Source organism: Streptococcus oralis (assembly GCF_026782235.1).
GTDB classification, from domain to species: domain Bacteria; phylum Bacillota; class Bacilli; order Lactobacillales; family Streptococcaceae; genus Streptococcus; species Streptococcus oralis_CC.
In genome coordinates this window covers 19,945-44,037 of the sequence record NZ_JAKUWE010000007.1, presented here as the reverse complement: position 1 = coordinate 44,037, position 24,093 = coordinate 19,945, and the positions used below count along the sequence as shown (strand labels likewise).

21 protein-coding genes and 1 pseudogene are annotated in these 24,093 nt (G+C 43.2%); 7 read left to right on the top strand and 15 right to left on the bottom strand.

Annotation, left to right across the window (positions count from 1 at the left end):
- Window positions 1–295 precede the first annotated feature (295 nt).
- Together MK396_RS09420 and MK396_RS09415 are read left to right on the top strand one after the other, a co-directional pair.
- Window positions 296–1,223: pseudogene (locus MK396_RS09420) on the top strand (helix-turn-helix transcriptional regulator).
- A gap of 84 nt (window positions 1,224–1,307) precedes the next feature.
- Window positions 1,308–1,676 carry a hypothetical protein gene (locus tag MK396_RS09415; RefSeq protein WP_268724390.1) on the top strand — a complete coding sequence of 123 codons (369 nt, stop codon included), beginning with the start codon at window positions 1,308–1,310 and terminating at the stop codon, window positions 1,674–1,676.
- 101 nt (window positions 1,677–1,777) lie between these two features.
- On the opposite strand, the gene MK396_RS09410 is transcribed toward MK396_RS09415, so the two are convergent.
- Window positions 1,778–6,502 carry an endo-beta-N-acetylglucosaminidase gene (locus MK396_RS09410; protein ID WP_268724389.1) on the bottom strand — a complete coding sequence of 1,575 codons (4,725 nt, stop codon included), beginning with the start codon at window positions 6,500–6,502 and terminating at the stop codon, window positions 1,778–1,780.
- 332 nt (window positions 6,503–6,834) lie between these two features.
- Here MK396_RS09410 and MK396_RS09405 point away from each other — a divergent pair, with 332 nt between their 5' ends.
- A complete protein-coding gene (locus MK396_RS09405) occupies window positions 6,835–8,466 on the top strand; it encodes a Na/Pi cotransporter family protein (protein WP_268724388.1) in 1,632 nt (543 codons plus the stop codon).
- Between the two features lie 96 nt (window positions 8,467–8,562).
- Here the strand turns inward: MK396_RS09405 and MK396_RS09400 are convergent, their stop codons facing one another.
- Entirely contained in the window at window positions 8,563–8,859 is a 297-nt protein-coding gene (locus MK396_RS09400; protein WP_268724387.1) for a bacteriocin immunity protein, read from the bottom strand.
- A 20-nt stretch (window positions 8,860–8,879) separates the two neighbouring features.
- Entirely contained in the window at window positions 8,880–9,944 is a 1,065-nt protein-coding gene (pepA, locus tag MK396_RS09395) for a glutamyl aminopeptidase (RefSeq protein WP_268724386.1), read from the bottom strand.
- Between the two features lie 236 nt (window positions 9,945–10,180).
- Here pepA and MK396_RS09390 point away from each other — a divergent pair, with 236 nt between their 5' ends.
- The 4 genes from MK396_RS09390 (at window position 10,181) to MK396_RS09375 (ending at window position 13,904) form a co-directional block, all read left to right on the top strand.
- Window positions 10,181–11,140, top strand: coding sequence for an ABC transporter permease (locus tag MK396_RS09390; protein ID WP_268724385.1), 960 nt, complete (start codon window positions 10,181–10,183; stop codon window positions 11,138–11,140).
- Entirely contained in the window at window positions 11,130–12,086 is a 957-nt protein-coding gene (locus MK396_RS09385) for an iron chelate uptake ABC transporter family permease subunit (protein ID WP_268724384.1), read from the top strand. The genes MK396_RS09390 and MK396_RS09385 overlap by 11 nt, the downstream gene beginning before the upstream one ends.
- A complete protein-coding gene (locus tag MK396_RS09380; protein WP_268724383.1) occupies window positions 12,083–12,835 on the top strand; it encodes an ABC transporter ATP-binding protein in 753 nt (250 codons plus the stop codon). The genes MK396_RS09385 and MK396_RS09380 overlap by 4 nt, the downstream gene beginning before the upstream one ends.
- Before the next feature lie 97 nt (window positions 12,836–12,932).
- Window positions 12,933–13,904 (top strand): siderophore ABC transporter substrate-binding protein, encoded by a 972-nt coding sequence (locus tag MK396_RS09375; RefSeq protein ID WP_268724382.1) that lies wholly within the window; start codon window positions 12,933–12,935, stop codon window positions 13,902–13,904.
- A gap of 32 nt (window positions 13,905–13,936) precedes the next feature.
- Here the strand turns inward: MK396_RS09375 and yidD are convergent, their stop codons facing one another.
- The 12 genes from yidD to treP all read right to left on the bottom strand — a co-directional run bounded on the left by yidD (window position 13,937) and on the right by treP (window position 24,018).
- Complete coding sequence (yidD, locus tag MK396_RS09370) at window positions 13,937–14,179, bottom strand: membrane protein insertion efficiency factor YidD (protein WP_268724381.1); 243 nt, start codon at window positions 14,177–14,179, stop codon at window positions 13,937–13,939.
- Window positions 14,179–14,901: a pseudouridine synthase gene (locus MK396_RS09365; RefSeq protein ID WP_268724380.1), complete on the bottom strand. Its 723-nt coding sequence runs from the start codon at window positions 14,899–14,901 to the stop codon at window positions 14,179–14,181. Before MK396_RS09365 ends, yidD begins: the two co-directional genes overlap by 1 nt.
- Complete coding sequence (gene scpB, locus MK396_RS09360; RefSeq protein ID WP_198459223.1) at window positions 14,888–15,457, bottom strand: SMC-Scp complex subunit ScpB; 570 nt, start codon at window positions 15,455–15,457, stop codon at window positions 14,888–14,890. The genes MK396_RS09365 and scpB overlap by 14 nt, the downstream gene beginning before the upstream one ends.
- An 18-nt stretch (window positions 15,458–15,475) precedes the next feature.
- A complete protein-coding gene (locus tag MK396_RS09355; protein WP_268724379.1) occupies window positions 15,476–16,204 on the bottom strand; it encodes a segregation/condensation protein A in 729 nt (242 codons plus the stop codon).
- On the bottom strand, window positions 16,204–16,938 hold the full coding sequence (gene xerD, locus MK396_RS09350; protein ID WP_326845830.1) for a site-specific tyrosine recombinase XerD: 735 nt from the start codon (window positions 16,936–16,938) through the stop codon (window positions 16,204–16,206). Before xerD ends, MK396_RS09355 begins: the two co-directional genes overlap by 1 nt.
- A complete protein-coding gene (gene cbpB, locus MK396_RS09345) occupies window positions 16,935–17,396 on the bottom strand; it encodes a cyclic-di-AMP-binding protein CbpB (protein WP_000560694.1) in 462 nt (153 codons plus the stop codon). The genes xerD and cbpB overlap by 4 nt, the downstream gene beginning before the upstream one ends.
- Window positions 17,393–17,914, bottom strand: a complete 522-nt coding sequence (locus MK396_RS09340; RefSeq protein ID WP_001118939.1) for a metallophosphoesterase — start codon at window positions 17,912–17,914, stop codon at window positions 17,393–17,395. The genes cbpB and MK396_RS09340 overlap by 4 nt, the downstream gene beginning before the upstream one ends.
- The gene (locus tag MK396_RS09335) at window positions 17,890–18,861 is read right to left on the bottom strand and encodes a nucleoside-triphosphate diphosphatase (protein ID WP_268724377.1); all 972 of its coding nucleotides are present in this window, start codon (window positions 18,859–18,861) and stop codon (window positions 17,890–17,892) included. The genes MK396_RS09340 and MK396_RS09335 overlap by 25 nt, the downstream gene beginning before the upstream one ends.
- Window positions 18,858–19,652 (bottom strand): glutamate racemase, encoded by a 795-nt coding sequence (gene racE / locus MK396_RS09330; protein ID WP_268724376.1) that lies wholly within the window; start codon window positions 19,650–19,652, stop codon window positions 18,858–18,860. The genes MK396_RS09335 and racE overlap by 4 nt, the downstream gene beginning before the upstream one ends.
- Window positions 19,653–19,857: 205 nt before the next feature.
- A complete protein-coding gene (locus MK396_RS09325; protein WP_268724375.1) occupies window positions 19,858–20,103 on the bottom strand; it encodes a YneF family protein in 246 nt (81 codons plus the stop codon).
- Window positions 20,104–20,247: 144 nt separating this feature from the next.
- Complete coding sequence (gene treC, locus MK396_RS09320) at window positions 20,248–21,873, bottom strand: alpha,alpha-phosphotrehalase (RefSeq protein WP_268724374.1); 1,626 nt, start codon at window positions 21,871–21,873, stop codon at window positions 20,248–20,250.
- A 177-nt stretch (window positions 21,874–22,050) separates the two neighbouring features.
- Window positions 22,051–24,018 (bottom strand): PTS system trehalose-specific EIIBC component, encoded by a 1,968-nt coding sequence (gene treP, locus MK396_RS09315; protein WP_268724373.1) that lies wholly within the window; start codon window positions 24,016–24,018, stop codon window positions 22,051–22,053.
- Window positions 24,019–24,093 lie beyond the last annotated feature (75 nt).

Here is a 24,093-nt window from a genome sequence, read left to right as displayed (position 1 = left end):
GATAGAAAAACCCTAAACTTTTCTTGTTCATTCTTCTATCTATTAACCTAAAAACCTAGGATTGCAATGCGGGAAATAGTAATCTTCACATAATTCGGTTGGAATAATTTAGGCAAATTTATTGATTAATCTGCCTAATTACTTCTATACTATCCTTTTTCTAAGATTTTAATCCTTAATATTCTAAACTCTACAGTCCTTCTTTTTGAATTGCTAGGTTTTTTATTATACAATATAACTAAAATAGTTTCTTCAGTTTGTGCTATTTGAAATTAAAAGAAGGGGAATTGCTACCATGAAATTAGAAAGACTAATCTATATTTTACTGTCTCTTTTAAATAAGAAGAGAATAACAGCTAAAGAGATTGCAGAGAGGTTTGAAATATCTACTCGAACTGTATATAGGGACATGGATACACTCAGTTTAGCGGGGATTCCAATCTATTCGGAACGTGGAGATAAGGGAGGTTTCTATATACCAAGTGACTATAAGATAGACAGAAACTTTTTCACTGAGGAAGAGAGACAGTTTATCATTAATATGAGCCAAAATGTTAGTAAAATCGTTGGTCATTCAAGTCTTGACAAGTATCGAACACAAGCTGTCTTCCCAAGATATTGTAAGAACAAACAGTCCTTTTTACTTTGATCTCAGTTCCTGGACTCTTAATACAAATTATTTACTAGAAATTGAGGAAGCGATACAAACTGGGAAGAAAATTTCCTTTTCCTACTATTCGAAAAAACAAGAGAAAAGTCAGCGAACTGTTATCCCATACAGATTGATCTATAAACTGAATGCTTGGTATGTTATCGGCTACTGCTTAGAAAGATTTGATTTTCGTATTTTTAAATTAACTCGAATTCGTGAACTAGAACTAGTGGAGATAAAAGATAAACCATTCGATTATCCACGTTTATCTCAAGAAAAGTTAGACCTTTTTTTAAATCCCCCCAAAAATAAAGTGGAGGGACAAAGAGAGGAAATCGAACTAGTTTTTACAATATTTGCACTTCCAAAGATTTATGACCATTTCACAGAAGAAGAAATCACTATTGAGCAAACCAGAATAAAGGTACATGCTTTCAGAGCATTGACACCGGCATTTTTCGAATTGATTTTAAGCTTTGCTCATCAAGTAAAAATCATATCACCAAAAGAACTGCAGGATAAATTAATTGATACTCTTCAAAAAAATCTTCAGCAATATGACAACCTGTAGTCATATTGCCTTTTGTATACTCTTAAGTGGGCAAAATATTTCGTGATATTCATCATGGCCCAATTATTTTACAGGAGGTTCCAAATGTATACAAAAACACTTGCAGAAAGCTATTTTACGGCAGTAAATGAGGGAGGCTGGGAAGATTTCGTAGCTGAAAACTTTGATTATGGCGTGTGCGATAGTATAGAAATTCGACAAGGACGTGATATTTATTTGCAAGGAGCAGGCCAATTCTATGCTTTGAGCCAGCATCTTGAAGTGAAGCAATTACTTGTTGATGGTCGAACTGTATCAGCTTTAAATCGCTACCGTCTACATTCTCCTCAAGGAAAAGAACTAGAACTGGATGTCGCAGAATTTCTGAAATTCGATCAGTTTGATAAATTAGTTGCATCCAATATTTATTTTGACACCTATCGTTTCCAAAAATTTATTCAAGGAATTGAATAACAAAAATCTAGTTTCAAATTTACTCTTCAATTTCAAAACTAAAAACAAGGTCTGACTGATCTACAGTCAAACCTTGTTTTAATTTTTATGAGGAAATCCGATTAGTCTTCTTTCTTCTTTCTAGCAAGCAAGCCATAGCCACTCATTACTCCAAGAAGTCCCAGCGCTACTAGACTGGCATCTGTTTCTACACCAGTATTTGGAAGCTCTTTACTTGCTTCTTCAACTTTTGTCGATGCTACTAAAGGCGCTTGGTCTGTTGTTTGTGAGTCTAGCTCTTCTGTTGTTCCAACTTCGGTGATTTCTGGGATAGCTTCCTTGAGAACTTCAGTTGAACGAAGGGTGCGATTGCCTTGGGTATCTACTTCTACCAAGTGACGAACTCGCCCTTCCACACCTGCTTGAACTAGCTGGCGTTGTCCTTTTAGAAGGACTTCATTTGGTCGCTCTTGACGCTCGAAGGCCACTGTATCCTCTTCAATTTCTAGTTTCAGAATTTCTAAAACTAGATCTTTTACTCCCTCAGCCGGTTGGTTACTTGACAGAACTTTTGTACCAACTTCGGTAATTTCTGGGATTGCTTCCTTGAGAACTTCAGTTGAACGAAGGGTGCGTTTGCCTTGGATATCTACTTCTACAAAGTGATGAACTTGGCCTTCCGCTCCTGCTTGAACTAGCTGGCGTTGTCCTTTGAGAAGCTCGGCGTTTGGTCGCTCCTGATGTTCAAAGGCTGTTGTTTCAGTTTCAACAACTAGTTCAGGGAGGGCTTCAACTGTTGGGGCTACTTCACTTGGATCCATGCTACCAACATGATGGCTTTCTTCTACAGAGGCTAGTTTCTTGCTCAGCTTTTCTTTCATGTCCGCAAAAGCTTGTGGAGTTGGCATCTCTGAAGCTAATAAAGTTTCTGCTTGTTCAATCAACTTAGCTTTAGGATCTTTTTCACGAAGGGATTCGAGCAAACCTTCCAATTCTTCTCTAGCAGTCTGATAACGTTGATTTCCATCCAAGTCTGTCCCTGCTTGTTTCAACTCATTCAAAGCTCGGTTGACTTCCTCTTGACTAGCATTGTGGTTTTCTGCTACAGCTTTCGCTGCATTGAGCTTCTCTACTAGCACCGCTTGTTTGTCCTCACTTGAGAAGGTATAGGCAAGGGTTGACTGGCGACCTTGGGCAGCAGTGATTTCTTGTTTGAGGTATTCATCATTGACTGCAGCCTTTGGAGAAACCAAGACATCGAACTCAGCTGTGTGCCCCTTATAATGCAGGGTCAAGGTCTGGCGTCCAGTTTTCTGAGCATCGTAGCCCGTAATTTCAACACCTTGGTCCGTGAAGGCATGACTTTCTTCTGTCTCATCATCATAGAGAACGCCGAAGCGACCTTCTGCAAGATCCAGTTGATCACCTACTAGATAGTCTGTTTTCGGTTTCTGAGTAATGTACAATCCTGCTACTTCTTTCGGTTTTGCTTGGTCTCGTCCTATCACTTGTACGTTTAAATCACCAGTAACTGGAAGCCCAAGGTAGCTGACTGTAAGCTTCTGTTTCCCTTTTTGATAAGCGTTATATCCAGATACCGTCACACCTGAGTGAGTGAGGTTAATCAGCTCGTCGGCTTGTTCCCCTTCGTATTGAACACGGAGTGTTCCGCCTCTAAGGTCAAGTTTTTCTCCTTCTTTATAAACTGTCTTCTTAGGTCCTTTTTCAAGGCTGACAGATTTAATTTTTCTTTCATCCTGTGGAATCGCTACAGCCAAGGTGTTACTGATTTCTTTGCCAGGTAGTTGGGTACGATAGTAGAGGAGATTGGGTTGCTTGTCAAAGCCCAATGGCGCTGTTGCCAAGTCGCCACCATTTTCAGACTTCAAAGTTGCAATTGGTGTTTGTGAATCTGCCTTGTCGTAAACGGTGATGGTTGCGCCTGCCGGAACATCAGAGAAGCCTAGTTGAACTTGGTGGTTTCCAAGTGAACGAGCCGCTACCTTAGCCATTGGAATATTTTGACTTTCTGTATCTAATGTTTCGTACATCTTCCAGTTGTAGATACGAATGGCCTTCCAAGGTGTTCCGTTGTCCGAAGTGATAACTTTTAGGCGCCAGTCTTGAGCAGTGATTGGTTTATCAAGAGTGATATCTGTAACGTGCGCTTTATTGCCACGGACTTCCTTAGCTAGTTTCCACTCGCCATCTGTATCCTTGTAGTAAAGATCAAAGTCCTTGGTGTTCATCAAACCATCGTTAACAGACTCACCACCAGCTCCTGCATGATCCATGACCCATCTAACAACACGGCGTGGTTGGGTCAAGCGAATATCCACACTACCGCTCAACTGAGCTGAAGACCACTTATCTGACAAGCTAGTAATGGTACCGTTCAACATGCCTTCGATACCTTCACCGCCTTCAGTATTTGGGAAAGTGCTACCGATAACCGTTGCTCCTGGAACAATATTTTCAGCCAAAGGTCTTGGGAGAGTCGTATCCTGAACTGTCATCCCCCAGTTAAAGGACGTCGTCGCCGCTTCAGAACGAAGTCCATTTTTACCTACTGCAACGACTTTCAATTCCTGAGTCCTACCAGTCGCATTAGCAGAGCGGCTAACTTTTGGCAAGTAGATGGTTGAAGCAGATGATCCTGTTAACAAACGCCAGTTATCCCCATCTTTTTCGTAGACTTCATAGAAATCCGCATCTTGGTTACCCGCAAACTGGACCACCGCTTCAGCTTCTTGGGCATTCTTGAGAGATTGTTTCACAACAGAAAGTCCCGTCGGGGCTTGTGGCGCTTGGTGATTGTCTGAAACGGTTAATTGACCTAAGTTGAACTGATAATCTTTTACAGCCCCTTCATGTTCGAAGAAGAGTTTGACTGCATAGATGGTTTTTCCAGCTAGTGAGCTAAGGTCAAATTCTTCATTCTTCCAGTTGTCAGAAAGAGTCAGTTCTTTCCATGCGTCTGCATTCTCAAATTTGTAATCTGGAGTCGTAGAGAAGGCCATATAAACTTTCGAGCCTTTTCCTCCCTTGTGGGCAACACGAAGTTTGGTGTTTTCAGTTACTTCTAATTTGGTAGAATACAAATTCACATCCTGGTCCGTCTTACCAGCTACATCACCTGAGAATTTAAGGGAGTTCCCACCATTATAGGCATCTGTAAAATCATATTCTGCATGGAGTTTTCCCCTCGTCGAAGTCTGCCACCAGCGCCATGTTGGTAAGACACCTGAAACAGAACGGTAGTTCCACTCAGAATCCTTAGAAACTTTACCGTCTACAAACCACTTTCTTCCATGACCTGTATTAAAGGAGGTGGTGAAGGTCCGGCCTACTGCTGGTGTGCGGTCCGCAACTAAATTGGCAATTCCATACCACTCTTTATCCGCTGGTTTTTGAGCCGTTGGATCTCCTTGGTATCCTGTAAAGAAGATATCTTCATTCTTGTGGTAGTCTTCGCCTGTTTTTCCTAGACTGGTAATCGTATCGGGTGCAAAAAGTCCAAGTGACAAACGCAACTTGCCTTTTTCATCTAAGAGGGCATCCCATTTGACTTTGGTCTTATAAGAGCCACCTTGTTGCAATTCCAAGCCTGCAAAGACATCATATTGACTACGTTCTAGCCATTTTGCCATCTCTACAGAGTGGTCATTTTTTTCCTTGTTCCAGTTGAAGTTAGCAAAGAATTGATCTGCAGGGACCTTGTCTCCTTCTTTTTGCATAAACTGGTAGTTGTAATCACCAAGACCATCTTCGTGGTAACGGCCGTATTTGTAGGTCATGGCATCGTACCAAGCATACTTGATTGGATGGTTGACTTTAGCTGCGTATTCTTTTGTATAGAGCATGAATTGGCGCATTTTTTCACCAAGAGGTGCTACCAACTCCCCCGTTGTTTCTTGGTTGATAAAATAGCCATCAAAGCCATAGTATTTAGCTAGATCAACGAGTTTGCGTGCAATTGGGAAAGTGCCATCTTCATCTTGTTTCAAGGCAGCGGCAAATTTCTCTTGGTCGGCAATGCTGTTTGACCAGTTGAAAAATAGGGTTCCATAAACGGGAACTCCGTTGCGGTGGCCTGCATCAATGACATCTGGAGTTGGAACTAGACCTTCCCAGAAGACCATGGAATCCAAGTATTGCCAGTAATCAAAGGCGTATGCCTTGAATTCTTCTCCACCTACAGAAGCGTGGTCTTTGGCCTTTGAGTTGGTGTTTGCTAGTGCCTGAACCTTAGCTCTTCTGCTTGCTTTTTCATTAACCAACTGGCCTCTATGGCGCTTGGCGAGTTCAACTGATGAACGGTTAATGGGATCATCCTCACGCGCACCCGGTTCCCATTTTAACAAATCTTCCCAAGTATCAAATTTGATTTCTTTTGGTCGGAGACTCTTTTCTTCATTTTTAGGAACGTCTGCTAGACTTGGTTTGTCGGCTTTCTTCTCAGCTACTTGAGGAACCTCCTCTGGTTTAACTTCTTCTTTATCAGTTGGTTGAGCAGGTTTTTCAGCTTTATCTGTCAGAGCTGGCTTCGCTTCTTCTTTTTCATTAACCAAATCCGTTATTGCTGGAGTGTTTTCTGAAATGGGTTGCTCAGCTACTTTGTTCTCTGTTTCCTCTAATTGTTTTTCAAGGGCTGCAGTATCTGGATTAGCTGTTTCACTAGCGCTTGTAGCTTGGGCGCTCGTATTTGCAGCTGTTTCAGGGACTGCGACTTGTTCAGCAAGAGCTGGGCTTGCAAATAGAGCTGAACCAATCATCAAGGAACAAGCCCCGATTGACAGCTTACGAATACTGTAACGGCAACGTTTTTCAAAAAATAGATTTTTCATCTTATCCTCCTAATAAAATATAAAGTAAGCGCTTTACTTTTTGATAAAAAGTAACTGTTCTCAGTGCGCACCACCAGAACAGGATCATCTTCATTTTATCCTATATGAAAGCGATGTCAATCTATTTAACATAAAAACTTTAACTAGGACAATAATCAGTAAAATTTGGACACAATCCCATAAATCATCTATCTTAAAGGGAATCTATCTCTCATTTTAAAAGAAAGTCCTTGTTTCTTATGAAAATTTCAGCTAAACACTTGTGAGATTTACTTTTATCCTTTAAAATAGAATAGGAGAAATTCCGTTATTATTTTCCGGAGGAAAAAGAAATGTCCATTAATTGGCAGGAAATTTTATTTCACTTTTTAGGAGGTCTAGGACTGTTTTTATACAGTATCAAGACCATGGGAGACGGTTTGCAACAAGCTGCTGGAGATCGCCTTCGTTTTTACATTGACAAGTACACTAGCAACCCCTTTTTAGGTGTTCTAGTCGGGATTGTCGTGACTGCCCTCATTCAGTCAAGTACAGGGGTTACAGTTATCACGGTTGGGCTGGTCAGCGCTAGTCTTCTCACTCTTAGACAGGCTATCGGAATTATCATGGGGGCCAACATCGGAACCACTGTTACTTCCTTTATCATCGGTTTCAAACTAGGCGAGTATGCTTTACCTCTGATTTTCCTTGGAACCATGTTCCTCTTCTTTACAAAAAACAGAACAGCAAACAATATCGGGCGCATCCTGTTTGGTGTTGGGGGAATCTTCTACGCCCTTAACCTCATCAGTGCCGGTATGAGTCCTCTTAAAGATTTACCACAATTCAAGGAATATATGGTAACCTTAGGACAAAATCCTGTGTTGGGAGTTTTTGCTGGTGCGGTGATTACTGTCCTCATTCAGGCCTCTTCTGCAACTATCGGGATTCTACAAGGTCTCTATGCAGGTGGCTTCCTTGACCTTAAAGGTTCGCTACCAGTTCTCTTCGGAGATAATATCGGGACGACCTTAACAGTCATCATCGCTGCAGCTGGAGCCAATATCTCTGCGAAACGTGTTGCGGCAACTCACGTTACCTTTAACGTTTTAGGAACTATTCTTTGCTTAATCCTATTAGGCCCCTTCACTGCTATGATTGAGTATTTCCAAGCTTTACTTCATCTCTCACCTGAGATGACCATCGCCTTCTCTCACGGTGCCTTTAACGTAAGCAATACCATTGTACAATTTCCATTCATCGGAGCCTTGGCCTACTTTGTAACCAAGATTATCCCTGGCGAAGACGAAGTTGTTAAGTACGAGCCTCTTTATCTTGATGAGCAACTTATCCAGCAATCTCCTTCTATTGCCCTAGGAAATGCCAAAAAAGAACTCTTGCACTTGGGGAACTATGCAGCCAAAGCTTTTGACCTTTCTTATAGCTATATCATCGGTTTGGATGAAAAGGTAGCTGAAAAAGGGCACAAGACAGAGGAAGCCATCAACACCATCGATGAAAAACTCACTCGTTACCTCATCAGACTCTCAAGCGAATCCTTGAGTCAAAAGGAAAGCGAAGTGTTGACCAACATTCTGGATTCATCTCGTGATTTGGAACGAATTGGGGACCATGCAGAAGGCTTGCTCAACCTAACCGACTACCTTCAACGTAAGAATGTTCAGTTCTCTGAAGCAGCTTTGCAGGAATTAGCTGAGATTTATCAAGCAACAACTGCATTTATCAAGGATGCCCTTGATAGTGTGGAAAACAATGATATTGAAAAAGCTCAGAGTCTGATTGAACGCCATAAAGAAATCAACAATATGGAACGCGTTCTCAGAAAGACCCACATCAAACGCCTTAACAAGGGTGAGTGTTCTACACAGGCTGGGGTCAACTTTATCGACATCATTTCTCACTACACTCGTGTGTCTGACCATGCTATGAACCTAGCTGAAAAGGTCATCGCTGAACAAATCTAAGTACCTAAAAGCTATCCTGAATGGGATGGCTTTTTTCGTCTCCTCATCAAGAATTTCTTTTGGAGCATATAAAAAATGCTTTGATTCACAATGGAATCAAAGCATTTTAAAGAGTTCACCAAACATGATAGCAGAAACTGCAGTGCCCCTGTACTTGGCTTCTTCTCTTTTGATAAAGCGAGCCAAATTGATTAATTCAGGTGCTGGGTGTTTGGGATTGGTGAGCAATTCACGATTGACAAGTCCTGAGAGTCGGACTGCTAGTAATTGCTCATTTGTAGTAGGTAGTTTTTTAGCAGTCTCTAGAAGAGTAGCAACTAAATCTTCACTCAAACCCTGACGAGCATGGTTATAGAGATCTTTTATAAGGCTTTCTAGGTTTGGTTCTGCCATCCTGACCGCCTCCCTTATGCTTAATAATTTTTAATCAAATCAACCGTTGAACGATCCAATTTTTTCACCAAGGCTTGCAAGAAAGCTTGAGCTTCTAGGAAGTCATCCATAGCGTAGAGGGTTTGGTGAGAATGGATATAACGAGCGCAGACACCGATAGTTGTAGATGGGACACCACCATTTTTCAGATGAGCTGCTCCAGCGTCTGTTCCGCCTTTTCCACAGTAGTATTGGTACTTGATGCCAGCTTCTTCAGCCGTTGTCAAAAGGAAATCCTTCATACCTGGGAGGAGCAAGTGACCTGGATCGTAGAAGCGAATCAAGGTTCCATCCCCAATCTTACCTTGACCACCATAAACATCACCAGCAGGTGAACAGTCAACAGCTAGGAAAACTTCTGGATCAAACTTAGTTGTAGATGTATGAGCACCACGCAGACCAACCTCTTCTTGGACATTGGCACCAAGATAGAGTTCATTTCCGAGCTTTTGACCTGATAAAGCTTCAGCTAGCTCGCTCACCATAAGAACACCGTAGCGGTTGTCCCAAGCTTTTGAGATGATATTTTTTTCATTGGCTGTCAAGATAGCGGAGCTATCAGGGACAATCGTGTCACCCGGACGGATGCCAAAACTTTCTGCCTCACCCTTGTCTGCAAAACCACCATCAAAGACAATATCCAAAATAGCAGGCATAGTTGGTCCGCCCTTTCCACGAGTCAAATGTGGAGGGACAGAACCTGAGATCACTGGAATTTCACGACCGTCACGAGTAAAGAGTTTAAAGCGTTGGCTGCTGACCACCATAGGATTCCAGCCACCGATTTCAACAACACGGAAGGTTCCATCTGGCTTGATTTCGCTGACCATAAAACCAACTTCGTCCATGTGAGAAGCGACTAAGACACGTGGTGCATCCGTAGCTTCTGAATGTTTAATCCCGAAAATACCACCCAAGCCATCTGTCACTACTTCATCCACATGCGGTGTCAACTTTTCACGAAGATAAGCCCGGACAGGTGCTTCATGACCTGAGATCGCAGCAAGCTCTGTTACTTCTTTGATTTTTGAAAATAATGTTGTCATATCAGTTCCTTCTTTCTGTCCTCCATTTTACCACTTTTTATAGGAGAAGGATAGTGGGAAGGTAGATTGGTTTTTACCCAGTTTTCCAATAAAAGAGAGGGTCAGATGTTATTTCAGGAATTTTTCTTTCTTTTTACATTAAATTGTCAGAAAATTTATTGACAGATTAAAAAAATCGTGTTACATTTATATCCGCAGGTATCTTTCGGTACCAAATCTACACGAAAGGACTGGGTATGAAACTTTCTCATTATTTAACTGGCTTACTTCTACTCCTAGTCTTTCTCTCCATTACCATTGGAACCAGTGATTTTTCTTGGGAAAAATTCTTTGCTTTTGATCAACAGACTTGGCTTCTCTTTCAAGAGTCGCGTCTTCCAAGAACCATCAGTATTCTCCTTGCAGCCTCTAGTATGAGCATGGCAGGACTTCTCATGCAGACCATTACACAAAATCAATTTGCTGCTCCGAGTACAGTCGGAACGACAGAAGCCGCCAAACTGGGAATGGTGTTGAGCCTCTTTGTCTTTCCGTCAGCGAGTCTGACCCAAAAGATGCTCTTTGCTTTTGGCTCATCCATTTTATTTACCCTCTTCTTCCTGGCCTTTATGACTATTTTTTCTGTAAAGGAAAGATGGATGTTGCCCTTGATCGGGATCATCTATAGTGGGATTATCGGTTCTGTCACAGAAGTTATCGCCTATCGTTTCAATCTGGTTCAGAGTATGACTGCTTGGACCCAGGGCTCCTTTTCCATGATTCAGACCCATCAGTATGAGTGGCTCTTCTTAGGCCTCATCATCTTGATAGCCGTTTGGAAATTATCCCAAACCTTTACCATCATGAATCTGGGCAAGGAAACCAGTGAGAGTTTGGGGATTTCCTACTCCCTACTTGAAAAGCTGGCCCTCTTTCTAGTGGCGCTAACGACAAGTGTCACCATGATTACCGTGGGTGCCTTGCCTTTTCTCGGGGTCATCGTTCCCAATCTTGTCCGCAAGCGCTATGGAGATAATCTGAGCCAAACCAAACTCATCGTCGCACTGGTCGGTGCCAATCTGGTTCTGGCCTGTGACATCCTCTCTCGAGTCTTGATTCGGCCCTATGAGCTGTCTGTCAGTCTCCTACTAGGAATCATCGGTAGTCTCGTCTTTATCCTACTTCTATGGAGAGGGGGACAAAAAGATGCAGTTTAAAAGCAAACATACCAAGCTCTTCTGCCTTCTCATTATTCTGGCCATCGGAGCCTGTCTCCTCTACTTTTGGCCCATCACCCAGCTGTCTGCCTTTGCCTGGAAGCTACGTTCCCAAAAAATCATCGTTTATCTCTTGGTAGCCATCGCAACAGGGATTTCGACCATTAGTTTTCAAACCCTGACGGAAAATCGCTTCCTAACGCCAAGTATTTTGGGAATCGAATCCTTCTATGTCTTGCTACAGACCCTGCTACTGGTTTTTGAAAGCAAATTTCTACAGCTTGAAAAGTCTCCTGCCTTAGAATTTCTAGTCTTGCTTCTGCTTCAATCCCTCTTTTTTCTCGCCTTACAAGGCTACTTGAAAACGCTGATGAAGCAAGATCTGGTCTTCATTCTGCTAATCTGTCTAGCACTCGGAAGTCTCTTTCGAAATATCAGTACCTTCCTCCAAGTCCTGATGGATCCAAATGAATACGATAAACTGCAGAACAGTCTCTTTGCCTCCTTTCAGCATCTCAACACTTCCATCCTAGCCATCGGTTCACTAATCATCCTCGCTTTGACAATCTTTTTCTTTCGAAAAGCAGTCGTTCTGGATGTCTTGCACCTGCAAAGAGAAACGGCTCAGATACTGGGACTCGATGTTGAAAAAGAACAGAGAGAACTCCTCTGGGGCATCGTGCTTTTGACCTCAACGGCCACTGCCTTGGTAGGGCCTATGGCCTTCTTCGGCTTTATGCTGGCCAATCTCACTTACCTGATTGTCAAAGATTATCGGCACAAGTTGCTCTTTATCGTAGCCATTCTAATTGGATTTATTAGTTTGACCTTGGGGCAAGCCCTCATCGAACGAGTCTTTGCTCTGGAAATTCGCATCAGCATGATTATTGAGAGCGTTGGAGGTCTCTTATTCTTTATCTTACTTTACAGGAGGGCGCGTCGGTGAAACTGGAAAACATTGACAAATCCATTCAAAAACAGGATATTTTGCAAGACATTTCCCTTGAAGTCAGTCCTCAGAAATTGACAGCCTTCATTGGTCCAAATGGTGCTGGAAAATCAACTCTCCTCTCCATCATGAGCAGACTAACCAAGAAAGATCAGGGAATTCTCAGTATCAAAGGTCGTGAAATTGAGAGTTGGAATTCGCAAGAACTAGCCAAAAAACTGACTATCCTAAAGCAGAAGATCAATTACCAAGCCAAATTGACCGTTGAAGAACTGGTCAGTTTTGGACGTTTTCCCTACAGCCGTGGTCGACTGAAGGCAGAAGACTGGGGAAAAATCCGAGAAACTCTGGACTATCTGGAACTGACCAACTTAAAAGACCGCTACATCGATAGTCTGTCTGGTGGACAGTTGCAACGTGTCTTTATCGCTATGGTACTAGCCCAGGATACAGACTTTATCTTGCTAGACGAACCGCTCAATAATCTCGATATCAAGCAAAGTGTCAGCATGATGCAGATCCTTCGGCGACTGGTGGAGGAACTTGGCAAAACCATTATCATCGTCCTCCACGATATCAACATGGCTAGCCAGTATGCGGATGAAATTGTTGCCTTCAAGGACGGTCAAGTCTTTTGCAAGGGAACGACTGCTCAAATCATGCAGGCTGACCTGCTCAGTCAACTTTATGAGATTCCCATCACGCTGGCTGATATCAATGGCAAAAAGATCTGTATCTATAGCTAGCTATTCTGAACTCATGTTAGAGAACCCTCTGTCTCTTAGCTAACAAGCCTATCTAAGAGACCCCTACATCGTTATCACATTTTAAAAAGGAGAAATCATGAAAACATCCCTTAAACTTTATCTCACTGCCCTAGCAGCCGGCTTCTTGCTCCTACTTGGTGCATGTAGTACAAATACAAACTCAAGCACTAGCCAGACAGAGACAAGTAGCTCTGCTCCAACAGAGGTAACCATTAAAAGTTCACTAGATGAGGTCAAACTTTCAAAGGTTCCTGAAAAGATTGTGACCTTTGACCTTAGTGCTGCGGATACTATTCGTGCTTTAGGTTTTGAAAAGAATATCGTCGGAATGCCTACAAAAACTGTTCCGACCTACCTAAAAGATCTTGCAGGAAATGTCAACAATGTGGGTTCCATGGTTGAGCCAGACCTAGAAGCCATTGCTGCTCTTGAGCCAGATCTAATTATCGCTTCTCCACGTACCCAAAAATTCGTAGACAAGTTCAAAGAAATCGCCCCAACCGTGCTCTTCCAAGCAAGCAAGGACGACTACTGGACTTCTACCAAGGCCAACATCGAATCTCTAGCAAGCTCCTTTGGTGAAACTGGTACACAGAAAGCCAATGAAGAATTAGCCAACCTAGACAAGAGCATCCAAGAAGTCGCTACTAAAAACGAAAGTTCTGACAAAAAAGCCCTTGCTATCCTCCTCAATGAAGGAAAAATGGCTGCCTTTGGTGCCCAATCTCGTTTCTCTTTCTTGTACCAAACCTTGAAATTTAAGCCAACAGACACTCAATTTGAAGACTCTCGCCACGGACAAGAAGTCAGCTTTGAAAGTGTCAAAGAAATCAATCCTGACATCCTCTTTGTCATCAACCGTACCCTTGCCATCGGTGGGGACAACTCTAGCAACGATGGTGTCCTAGAAAATGCCCTCATCGCTGAAACTCCTGCCGCTAAAAATGGTAAAATTATCCAACTAACACCAGACCTCTGGTATCTAAGTGGTGGCGGGCTTGAATCAACTAAACTCATGATCGAAGACGCTCAAAAAGCCTTGAAATAAGAGATAAAACCCAACATCAGGTGATGCTGGGTTTATTTTTCTTCTTGATTTCGTTTGAGGGAAAAGTGGTCTGGGACGGGATCCTTACCTGTTTTCGACAAAGGATGGCATCGGAAAATTCGAGCCAAGCCCATCAAAACACCCTTGAAGCCATGTTTTTCAATAGCCTGAATCATGTAGTTGGAACAAGTCGGCTCAAAGCGACAAGAGGGTGGAAAGGCCGGTGAGATAAAACGTTGGTAAAAGCGTACTGGCGCTATTAAGATTCGTTTCATTATTTCTTGGTTACAGCCATAATGTGTAGTTGGCTGATTTCTTTTTTGTTAAGTCGACGGGCTTCCCCCGGACGAAGACCTGTCAAGTCTAAGTGTCCAAAACGTGTCCGTGACAACTTATCCACTTGAAGACCGACAGCTTCAAACATTTTTTTAACCTGATGGTTACGCCCCTCATGGATGGTCAACTGTACCACAGAACGATTTTTAACTGGATCCACTTTGAGAATTTCATAAACAGCTGGCTTGGTTTTCTTGCCATCAATCTCAAGACCACGGGTCAAGGGGCGGAGATTATCCTTATTGGCCACACCTTTAACACGCGCGACATAGACCTTGTCAATCTCATTACGGGGGTGAATCATCTCATCCGTAAAATCACCATCATTGGTTAAAATCAAGACACCTGATGTATCCCAGTCCAAACGTCCCACAGGATAAATGCGTTCTTTGACATTTGGCAAGAGGTCGACAACAGTCTTGCGGCCCTTGTCATCTGTCACACTGGAAATCACACCGCGTGGTTTATTAAGCAGATAGTAGACCTTTTCTTCGTTGTAGATGGGCTGACCTTCCACTTCGACCTTATCGCCAGCCTTGATAATCGTTGCGAGTTCACGTACCACTTGGCCGTTGACTGTCACCAGGCCTTGTTTGATCAACTCTTCTGCTTTTCTCCTACTGGCCACACCTGCGTGGGCAATATACTTATTGATTCTCATCTTCTTCTATCCTTTCACCAAATAATTGGCTTTCTTGGGCTTGAATCTCAAGCTCATCAATCACTGGTAATTCTTCCAAATGGTTAATCCCCATGTAATCTAGGAAATAATCCGTAGTCACATAGAGGTTGGGGCGGCCCAACACTTCTTTTTTCCCATCTTCTCTTATCAATTCAAAAGCCTGCAACTTTGCCAAGGCTCCACTCGAGTTAACCCCACGAATAGCATCAATCTCAATTCGGGTAATCGGCTGCTTGTAGGCAATGATGGACAAGGTCTCAAGAGCAGCCCGAGACAAACTCTGGTTGATAGGCGCCTTGGAGTATTCCTTCAAAATCTCTGCAAATTGAGGCTTGGTGACCAATCTGTAAGCACCACCCGTCTCAATCAGAGACAAGCTCGAATCTTGGTCTTTTTCATACTTCTGGGCTAATTTTTCTAAACTCTGTTGGATGCCTGTCGGTGGAAGCGACAGGAGTTCAGCCAACTGACGGACTCGAATCCCATCTTCACCTGCTACAAACAAGAGCGCTTCTATTTCTGCTAAAGTACTCATCTTTCCTCTCTATCAAGTCTAGCTTTGTGCCTCTTGACTTTCTTCCTTCTTTTCCATTAGATAGATATCTCCGAAACTCTCCTCTTGCACGAGGATCAGTTCCTGGGTTTTGATTAACTCTAGAGTTGCCAAAAAGAGGGTAATGACCTCTTGGACATTCTGGGCTTCCTTGAACAAATCCTGCAAGCGTAACTGGTCTCGTCCAGCCAAAGACTCTTTTACGATGACCATCATGTCCTCAATCTTATACTCATCTCGCAAGATGGTCGTGTGGTTCTGAGCAAACTCCTCTTTTTTCTTGGCTAGGATATTTGAAAAAGCCAAAAAGAGGTCAATGGTCGTCTTGTCATGGACAAGCTCCGCATCTTCGTAAATCAACTCTGTTGGCGCTTTGGAATAGTACTGGGCCCGATCTTGGTGCTTAGCCTCCAAGTGCTCACCCAAGAGCTTGAACTTGCGGTATTCTTCGATTTGGGAGAGAAGGTCCTGCTCCAGGTCATCCTCCAAGTCTGTCACTTCTGCTACTTTTGGCAAGAGCTTGCGACTCTTGATTAGCATGAGCTGACTGGCCATAACCATATACTCGCCCGTTACTTCCAGACGCATGGCCTGCAGAGTTGAGACATAGGCTAGGTACTGTTCGATAACTTCCGTAATGGGCACATCGTAGATATCCATCTGGTACTTAGAAACCAAGTGCAAAAGAAGATCCAGGGGCCCTTCAAAATCTTTTAATTTAATATCCATTATCTATATTTTTCTAAGGTCAGGACTGTTTTTAATCCTAGTTTTTTTGCAATTTCGTACAAATCGACCTTATTTTCTATTTGTCTTAGAATGAACTGTTCCCGCAAGGCTTGGGCTGATAAGGCTGGGAACCCCTTCTCCTTGACAAAGGACTCCAGCTGACGAAAGGCCCATTGACGAGAATAGGCTTTCCCTCCCCTTTCAAATAGATAGGTCTGCCCCATCAAGGGTTCTAGCTCTGGAATCAAGGTCGTGGGTATGGTGACAATCCTCTGTTGGGAAGCCTTGTTAATTCGCAACACCTGAAAATCCAGATTGATATCTGCAACCTTAAGGGCTAAAATCTCACTTGGCAAGAGCCCTATTTCCAAGATAAGAAGCGCCAGCAAGCGTCCTTCTGGATAATTACTTTTCTGCCAAAAAGAGTCTAAATTTAGAATCTCTGGCTTTTCAGTCTTCTTTTCAGCTTGTTTGGCTAATTCCAGACGGTAAAAGCTGTCCACTTCTCCGTTTCGATAGAGAAAGTAGAGAAATTGGTTACAGGCCGAAAGTTTTCGCTTCTGGGCGCTGATTTTTAGATTGGCTAGCTGGGCTTGGTAAATCTTGAGACTAGTCTCAGAGATCCGCTCACCCACAATGTCTAAAAATTGCTCCAGATCATACTTATAGGACTGCTTGGAATTGGCAGACAAGTCCTGTTTTTCCTCTAAAAAGGCTGAAATCCTATCTCTCATTTGCATCGAATCTCATATTCCTTACTAAAGTCATGCAAGAGGGCATTAACGGCCTTGAGGATAGACTTGCGCGTGATGATTCCTTGGAAAATTCCTTCATCATCTACCACTGGCAAGAAGGGTTCATCCACCAGTTTATGGAGGACTTCAGTGATGTTATAGTCTGGAGCGACGACTGCCACATCTGTCTTGGTCATATTGACGATGTCTGTCTTTGCCATCTGCTCATCCGTCAAACCTTGCTCCATTTGATAAGCCAAAATGTCCCTCAGACCAATAGTACCGACAAAGCGTTTGTCAAAGGTCACAACAGGGATACGCGTGTAGGTGATTTGGCTCAACACCAAAATCGCATGATCAGCGTTATGGGTATCAATCAAGGCCGCTAGATTCTCAGCAGGGGTCAGAAAAGTCTCTTCCTGCTCCAGTAAAAATGCTTCAAATTCTTTGGCAATCATCGAGCAAACTCCTTGGACAAGCCCGGATAAACCTCATGATCACGTGTCAAAAAGTCTACTTTGAAATAGCTGTCATCAATCTCTACACGGGCATAGAGGCATTCTCTGATGGTTCCTCGTGGTTGGCTAATAGAGCCTGGATTGAGAAAGAGTGTTTTGCCTTCCATCCAAGCATTTGGCACATGCAAGTGACCATAGAGACAGATATCGGCATCTTCTTCCTGAGCCCAGTAGTCCAACTTTTGAAAGTTGAAATTGATGTCAAACAAGTGTCCATGCGTCTGGATGATCTTGGTCGGACCAAGTTGAGTCACCAAACGTTCTGGGTAGCCAGCATAAAAGTCCATGTTGCCTTTGACGACATGGATGCCCTCCCAAAGCGGAGAGTCTGGACGGAGTTCAGAGTCACCATCGTGAAAAATGGCATCAACTTTACCTAGATAGCGGTCACGAATTTCTTCCACAATCAAGCTATCTCCATGAGAGTCACTCATTACAATGATGGTTTGCTTTGCCATGATGGAAATACCTCCAAAAGTTTCTTAACGGCTAAGGCACGGTGGGATTGGCTATTTTTTTCTTCAAGGGTTAATTCAGCTGCTGACTTACCTGTCTCTCCCACAAGGAAGAGCGGATCATAACCAAAGCCATTTTCACCCTTGGGTTCAAAGTTGATATAACCTGGCCAGTCAGCTTCAACCACCAAGCTTTCCTTGTTTGGACTAGCTACGACTAGGGTTGTGTGGAATTGAGCCGAACGGTCCTTGAGATCAAAGACCATGGCCAATTCGTGCAAGAGTTTGGCGTTGTTTTCACGGTCAGTAGCTCCCACACCTGCAAAACGGGCTGACCAGACTCCTGGCAAACCGCCAAGGACATCAACTTTGAGACCAGAATCATCTGCCAAAACCATCTTGCCTGTTAATTGGGAAATGGTTTCTGCCTTGAGGCGGGCATTTTCTTCAAAGGTCATTCCTGTTTCAGCTACTTCAGGCAGGTCTGGATAGTCATTGAGATTTTCCACATCATAGCCTAGTTTGTCAAAGATAGCTCGAAACTCCTTGGTCTTGCCTTCATTGCGAGTCGCAATCAATAAGGTTTCTCTGACCTTGTTTGTCTCAAAGAAGTCTTGGACATTGACCCCTTCTTTAGGCAATTCTACATGCAGGAGTTGCCCATTTTCTATCAAGAGCAAGGCTCCCTGACGTTGGATGACTTCCAAGTTTCGGCCTGCTTCGGCATTTAGAATTTCAACGATAAAGGAGAGCAGACGAAAGTTAGAAGACCAGCGCATCACCGTTATCGTAATCGGAAAGCCATTTTCTTCGTCACGAAAAATCCGAGCCAGATCCATAAAATCAAGCTCAAGAGGATCTTTGATAAGGCTATAGATGCCTCCATAGACATCCCAGACACCGACATACCAATCCTGGTCATCCTTATATTCATAAATTTTGTTTGTCATAAAGTTACATGCTCCACATGAATCTCTTTTTCCAGCCATTCTGCTCCAATTTGGGCAAAACTTTGGCTATTGGCTGTTGTGTAAAAACGATGTTGAAGGGGTCCCGCATCTCGGCTACGATTGATTTCAAAATAGTTAAGCAAAACCGAGATATCCCGTACACACTCTGCCCCACTATCGATGAGCTGAACCTTTGGTCCCATGACATTTTGGATGATAGGGCGAAGGAGTGGGTAATGGGTACAACCCAAAATCAAGCTATCCACCTTTCCAACCAAGGGACGCAGGGTTTCATAGACCACTTTCTTAGTTACACTGGTTGACAGGGCACCAGACTCCACCAAGGGAGCAAACTTGGGACAGGCCAAACTCTCCACCTGTAAATCCGGATCCAGATCATGAATTTTTTGACGGTAGATATCTGATTGGACCGTCATGGGGGTTCCAATTACTCCGATTTTCCCACCTTGACTGGACTTGATAGCTGCCGAAGCTCCTGGCAAAATCACACCTAAGACAGGAATATCTAGTTGGGCCTTGATTTCTTCCCAGACGACCGCAGTCGCAGTGTTGCAAGCAATGACAATCATCTTGACATCCTTGGTCAAAAGAAAGTTGACCAACTGCCAAGTATATTCACGGATTTGCCCAGCAGGACGGGGACCATAGGGCGCCCGTGCCGAATCTCCAATATAGACGATTTCTTCATGGGGAAGCTGGCGCATGAGCTCACGAACAACGGTTAAGCCACCGACACCCGAATCCAAAAAACCAATTGGTCGATTATCCATACAGTCTTCTTTCTAGTCTTTTTTCTGATTGATAGTTCATCATGATTACTCGTCCTAAATGAACGGATAGACAGCTTGATAGAATGGAAACTGCCTCTCTCTTAATCATAATCAAATATCAATAGAATGCAAGGAAAAAGTCTTATCCTTGAGAACTATTGAACATAGTGAGAAGTCTGGAACTTTCATCCCAGACTTTTCCTATTTATTTCTTTTTATTGTTAGCAAGAGCTGCTTTTTGTTGGCGGATGATTTGGTGGTAAACTTGTTGTACCTTGGCTTCGCTTGGTTTTTGACCATTTGCACTCAAGAGAGCACGAACTGCCTCAGCGTTCAAACGTGGGTTGTCCGCAAATTCTTTTTCGATTTGCTTACGAACCAAGTACATCCCTCCAAGAGCTCCGACTAGAAAAGCTAGCACAATCAAAATAATTGCTAAAAGTAAATCCATTCTTTTTCTCCTGTTTCTTTTTGAGTCTTCTATATTATACCACAAAGTGACTTTCCTGACTAGTTTGTTTTACGCTTTCAAGAAGGGCAATAGGTGACAAAAAAGGAGCCCTGCATTTCAATGAAAGAGAGCTCCTTGCTGCGTTTAATTTACATAAATAGCAAGTGTTTGATACGGTTTCAGAAGAATTTTTTCTGATAATTCTACATCTTTATAGTTTGAAATCAGAATCTGTCCATTTTGGTAGGCTGCTGGTAGCTCAATTTCTATTTCTGTGGCATAAAAGTTATTGAGGACCAGTAACTTTTCATCCTCATACTGACGTTCAAAAGCGTAGACTTGCTTGCTGTCTTCAAAGGCTGGTTTGTAGCTTCCTTCTGAAACGATTGGCATTTCCTTACGCAGTCGAATCAAGTTTTGATAGAAGGTGAAAATCGGACCTTGGATGTCATTTTCAACATTGATATCTTTATAGGATTTACCAGCTTTCAACCATGGAGTGCCTGTTGAAAATCCTGCATTTTCTGAAGCATCCCACTGCATGGGAATGCGTGAATTATCTCGTGACTTAGCCTGAATAATCTGAAAGGCTTCTTGCTCACTTTTCCCTTCTTTTAAAAGCATCTGATAAGCATTGATGGACTCGACATCCACATAGTCAGCCATGGAATCATAGTCTGGGTCAACCATTCCGATTTCCTCACCCATGTAGATATAAGGTGTCCCACGTGACAGGTGAATGCTGGCAGCCAGCATAGTCGCCCCTTCATTGCGGAAATGTTGAATATCGACAAAACGATTTAAGGCTCGTGGTTGGTCGTGATTGTTCCAAAAGAGGGCACTCCAGCCGTTTTTGTCACTCATCTCTTTGCCCCAGCTATGATAAAGACTTTTCAACTCTTCAAAATCAAAGGGAGCTAAAGTCCACTTTTGCCCATCCTTGTAGTCCACCTTGAGATGATGGAAATTAAAGGTCATGGATAATTCTTGACGGTCAGGTGACGAATAGAGGACACAGTTTTCCATGGTTGTCGAGGACATTTCCCCAACTGTTATAAAACCGTCGTCAGAACCGAAGGTCGCTTCATTCATCATGCGCAAATAGTCATGAACGATTGGCTTGTCTGTGTAAGCTGGCTTTCCTTCATTTTCAGGACAATCCACTAAGACCTCATCCTTGCCGATCAAATTGATCACATCAAATCGGAAACCTTTGATTCCCTTGTCTCGCCAGAAATTAACAACCTTAAAAAGCTCCTTGCGGACATTGGGATTGCGCCAGTTAAGGTCAGCCTGGGTCTCATCAAAGAGGTGGAGGTAATATTTCCCTGTATCCCCGAAAGGCGCCCAGGCAGAGCCACCAAACTTAGAAATCCAGTCTGTCGGTTGGTCTTGGATGAAGAAAAAGTCTTGGTAGTACTGGTCGCCAGCTAAGGCTTTCTGAAACCATTCGTGTTCTGTCGAACAATGATTGAGCACCATGTCCAGCATAAAGTCAATCTTGTGCTCCTTACCGACACGCACCATCTCCTCAAAATCAGCCATATCACCAAAAAGAGGATCCACTGCCACATAATCTGAAATATCGTAACCATTATCCCGTTGGGGGCTTGGATAGAATGGATTGAGCCAGACCATATCCACGCCCAGTTTGGCTAGATAGGGAATTTTTTCGATAATCCCACGGAAATCCCCAATACCATTTCCAGTGGTGTCTTTGTATGATTTTGGATAGATTTGATAGACTACTTTTCCTTTATCAAGTGCCATCTGTTTCTCCTTTTCTGATAAAAGGGAGGAACCTGTGTTCCTTCCCTGTTTGTGTTATTTCAATTATACTCAATGAAAATCAAAGAGCAAACTAGGAAGCTAGCCGCAGGTTGCTCAAAGCACCGCTTTGAGGTTGAAGATAAAGCTGACGTGGTTTGAAGAGATTTTCAAAGAGTATTAGATTCGTGTAGCGACCATGAGAGCTTCTCCAGCTTGGATAGTTGTTGGATAAGTTCCAGTAATAGTTGCTGTATAAGCATCTTGGTTCGTGATGATAACTGGAGTTTCTGTCACGAGGCCTGCAGCCTTAATGACATCCATATCAAAACGAATCAATTTCTGACCTACTGTGACATGGTCTCCTTGGGCTACAAGACTTTCAAAACCTTTGCCATCAAGACCTACTGTATCCATACCGATGTGGATGAGCAATTCCACCCCCTCATCAGAGACAATACCAATGGCATGCTTGGTAGGGAAAAGAACCGTCACTGTCCCATTGACTGGAGAAGTCAACTCACCTTGGCTTGGTTCAATGACTAGACCTTGCCCCATAACACCTGATGCAAAAACAGGATCCGTCGCCTGACACAATTCTTTCACTTGACCAGTCAGTGGGCTGACAATTTCTACTGGAGCAAGGGTTACTGGTTCATGACTGACAAATTCTGCCTCTTCTTGGGCAACGAATTCTGCCTGTAAGGCTGTATCATCCTCTGTCTTTGTAAAGAGACCAACCTTGCGGAAGAAGAAAGTCAAGAGCATTGGTACAACAATAGCAACTAGCATGGTTCCTGCAAATGGCAGCATGTATTGAGGTTGAATAGAAAGAATACCTGGCAAACCACCGATACCAATAGAAGCCGCCGTTACATTGAAAGTAACGGACAACATGCCTGCAAGGGCCGAACCAATCATCCCAGCTACAAATGGATAGATGTATTTGACATTGACCCCAAAGAGGGCTGGTTCTGTAACACCGAGATAGGCTGAAATGGTCGCAGGAAGTGAAATCTGAGCCTCACGCTCATCATGGCGATGCATGAAATAATAGGCAAATACGGCAGAACCTTGAGCAATATTAGAAAGAGCAATCATTGGCCAGAGAGCAGTTCCGCCAGCATCCGCAATCAATTGTGTATCGATGGCATTGGTCATGTGGTGCAGACCAGTGATGACAAATGGAGCGTAGAGGGCACCAAAAATCGCACCGAAGAGCCATTTAACTGGACCCGTCAAACCTGCCAAGACAACTGCGGAGAGTCCTTGACCAATTGTCCAACCGATTGGCCCCAAGACAGTGTGAGCCAAAATCAAAGCTGGAATCAAAGACAAGAAAGGCACAAAAATCATGGAAATGACTTCTGGGATATGTTTGCGCCAGAAAATTTCAAGATAAGACAGACTCAAACCTGCAAGCAAGGCTGGGATAACTTGAGCCTGATAACCAATACGATTAACAGTAAAGTAACCAAAATTCCAAACCCAGTTTGCTGAGATTTCGGATGCAGGTGTTGAAGCTACTGCATAGGCATTGAGCAACTGAGGTGAAACCAAACAGATCCCGAGCACAATTCCCAAGATTTGGCTGGTTCCCATCTTACGAGAGACAGACCAGGTAATCCCTACTGGCAAGAACTGGAAGATCGCTTCACCAGGTAACCAGAGGAAGTGATTAACCCCTGCCCAAAACTGAGAGGATTCTGTGATGGTCTTGCCATCCAACATTGACCAATGCACACCTTCCAAGACATTACGAAAACCGAGGATCAATCCACCAACAATCAGAGCTGGAATAATCGGTGTAAAGATTTCCGCCAGAGTGGTCATGACACGTTGAAGTACATTTTGATTACTCTTAGCTGCGGACTTGGCTGCTTCTTTGGAAACACCTTCAATACCTGAAACAGCTGTAAAATCATTATAAAAGATTGGCACGTCATTTCCAATAATCACCTGAAATTGACCTGCATTGGTAAAGGTCCCTTTGACGGCTGGAATCGACTCGATAGCCTTAACATTGGCCTTCTTTTCGTCACCGAGAACAAAGCGCATCCGCGTTGCACAGTGGGTTACGGCAGTGACATTCTCCTTACCTCCGATCGCTTGAAGCAGATCTTTGGCTTCTTGTTCAAATTTTCCCATTTGATTCTCCTTATACTTGTCAAAGCAAGTTTTATTTGATAAGACTATTGTAAACGATACCAAACTTGTAGGCAA

Bases quoted from the DNA above. Each gene is read 5' to 3' on its own strand.
- treC (WP_268724374.1), bottom strand. From the start codon at position 21,873: ATGGCACTTGATAAAGGAAAAGTAGTCTATCAAATCTATCCAAAATCA.
- MK396_RS09410 (WP_268724389.1), bottom strand. From the start codon at position 6,502: ATGAAAAATCTATTTTTTGAAAAACGTTGCCGTTACAGTATTCGTAAG.
- MK396_RS09335 (WP_268724377.1), bottom strand. From the start codon at position 18,861: ATGACAAACAAAATTTATGAATATAAGGATGACCAGGATTGGTATGTC.
- racE (WP_268724376.1), bottom strand. From the start codon at position 19,652: ATGGATAATCGACCAATTGGTTTTTTGGATTCGGGTGTCGGTGGCTTA.
- MK396_RS09415 (WP_268724390.1), top strand. From the start codon at position 1,308: ATGTATACAAAAACACTTGCAGAAAGCTATTTTACGGCAGTAAATGAG.
- cbpB (WP_000560694.1), bottom strand. From the start codon at position 17,396: ATGATTGCCAAAGAATTTGAAGCATTTTTACTGGAGCAGGAAGAGACT.
- MK396_RS09325 (WP_268724375.1), bottom strand. From the start codon at position 20,103: ATGGATTTACTTTTAGCAATTATTTTGATTGTGCTAGCTTTTCTAGTC.
- MK396_RS09340 (WP_001118939.1), bottom strand. From the start codon at position 17,914: ATGGCAAAGCAAACCATCATTGTAATGAGTGACTCTCATGGAGATAGC.
- MK396_RS09355 (WP_268724379.1), bottom strand. From the start codon at position 16,204: ATGGATATTAAATTAAAAGATTTTGAAGGGCCCCTGGATCTTCTTTTG.
- xerD (WP_326845830.1), bottom strand. From the start codon at position 16,938: ATGAGAGATAGGATTTCAGCCTTTTTAGAGGAAAAACAGGACTTGTCT.
- MK396_RS09365 (WP_268724380.1), bottom strand. From the start codon at position 14,901: ATGAGAATCAATAAGTATATTGCCCACGCAGGTGTGGCCAGTAGGAGA.
- MK396_RS09375 (WP_268724382.1), top strand. From the start codon at position 12,933: ATGAAAACATCCCTTAAACTTTATCTCACTGCCCTAGCAGCCGGCTTC.
- scpB (WP_198459223.1), bottom strand. From the start codon at position 15,457: ATGAGTACTTTAGCAGAAATAGAAGCGCTCTTGTTTGTAGCAGGTGAA.
- MK396_RS09390 (WP_268724385.1), top strand. From the start codon at position 10,181: ATGAAACTTTCTCATTATTTAACTGGCTTACTTCTACTCCTAGTCTTT.
- MK396_RS09385 (WP_268724384.1), top strand. From the start codon at position 11,130: ATGCAGTTTAAAAGCAAACATACCAAGCTCTTCTGCCTTCTCATTATT.
- MK396_RS09405 (WP_268724388.1), top strand. From the start codon at position 6,835: ATGTCCATTAATTGGCAGGAAATTTTATTTCACTTTTTAGGAGGTCTA.
- yidD (WP_268724381.1), bottom strand. From the start codon at position 14,179: ATGAAACGAATCTTAATAGCGCCAGTACGCTTTTACCAACGTTTTATC.
- MK396_RS09400 (WP_268724387.1), bottom strand. From the start codon at position 8,859: ATGGCAGAACCAAACCTAGAAAGCCTTATAAAAGATCTCTATAACCAT.
- treP (WP_268724373.1), bottom strand. From the start codon at position 24,018: ATGGGAAAATTTGAACAAGAAGCCAAAGATCTGCTTCAAGCGATCGGA.
- pepA (WP_268724386.1), bottom strand. From the start codon at position 9,944: ATGACAACATTATTTTCAAAAATCAAAGAAGTAACAGAGCTTGCTGCG.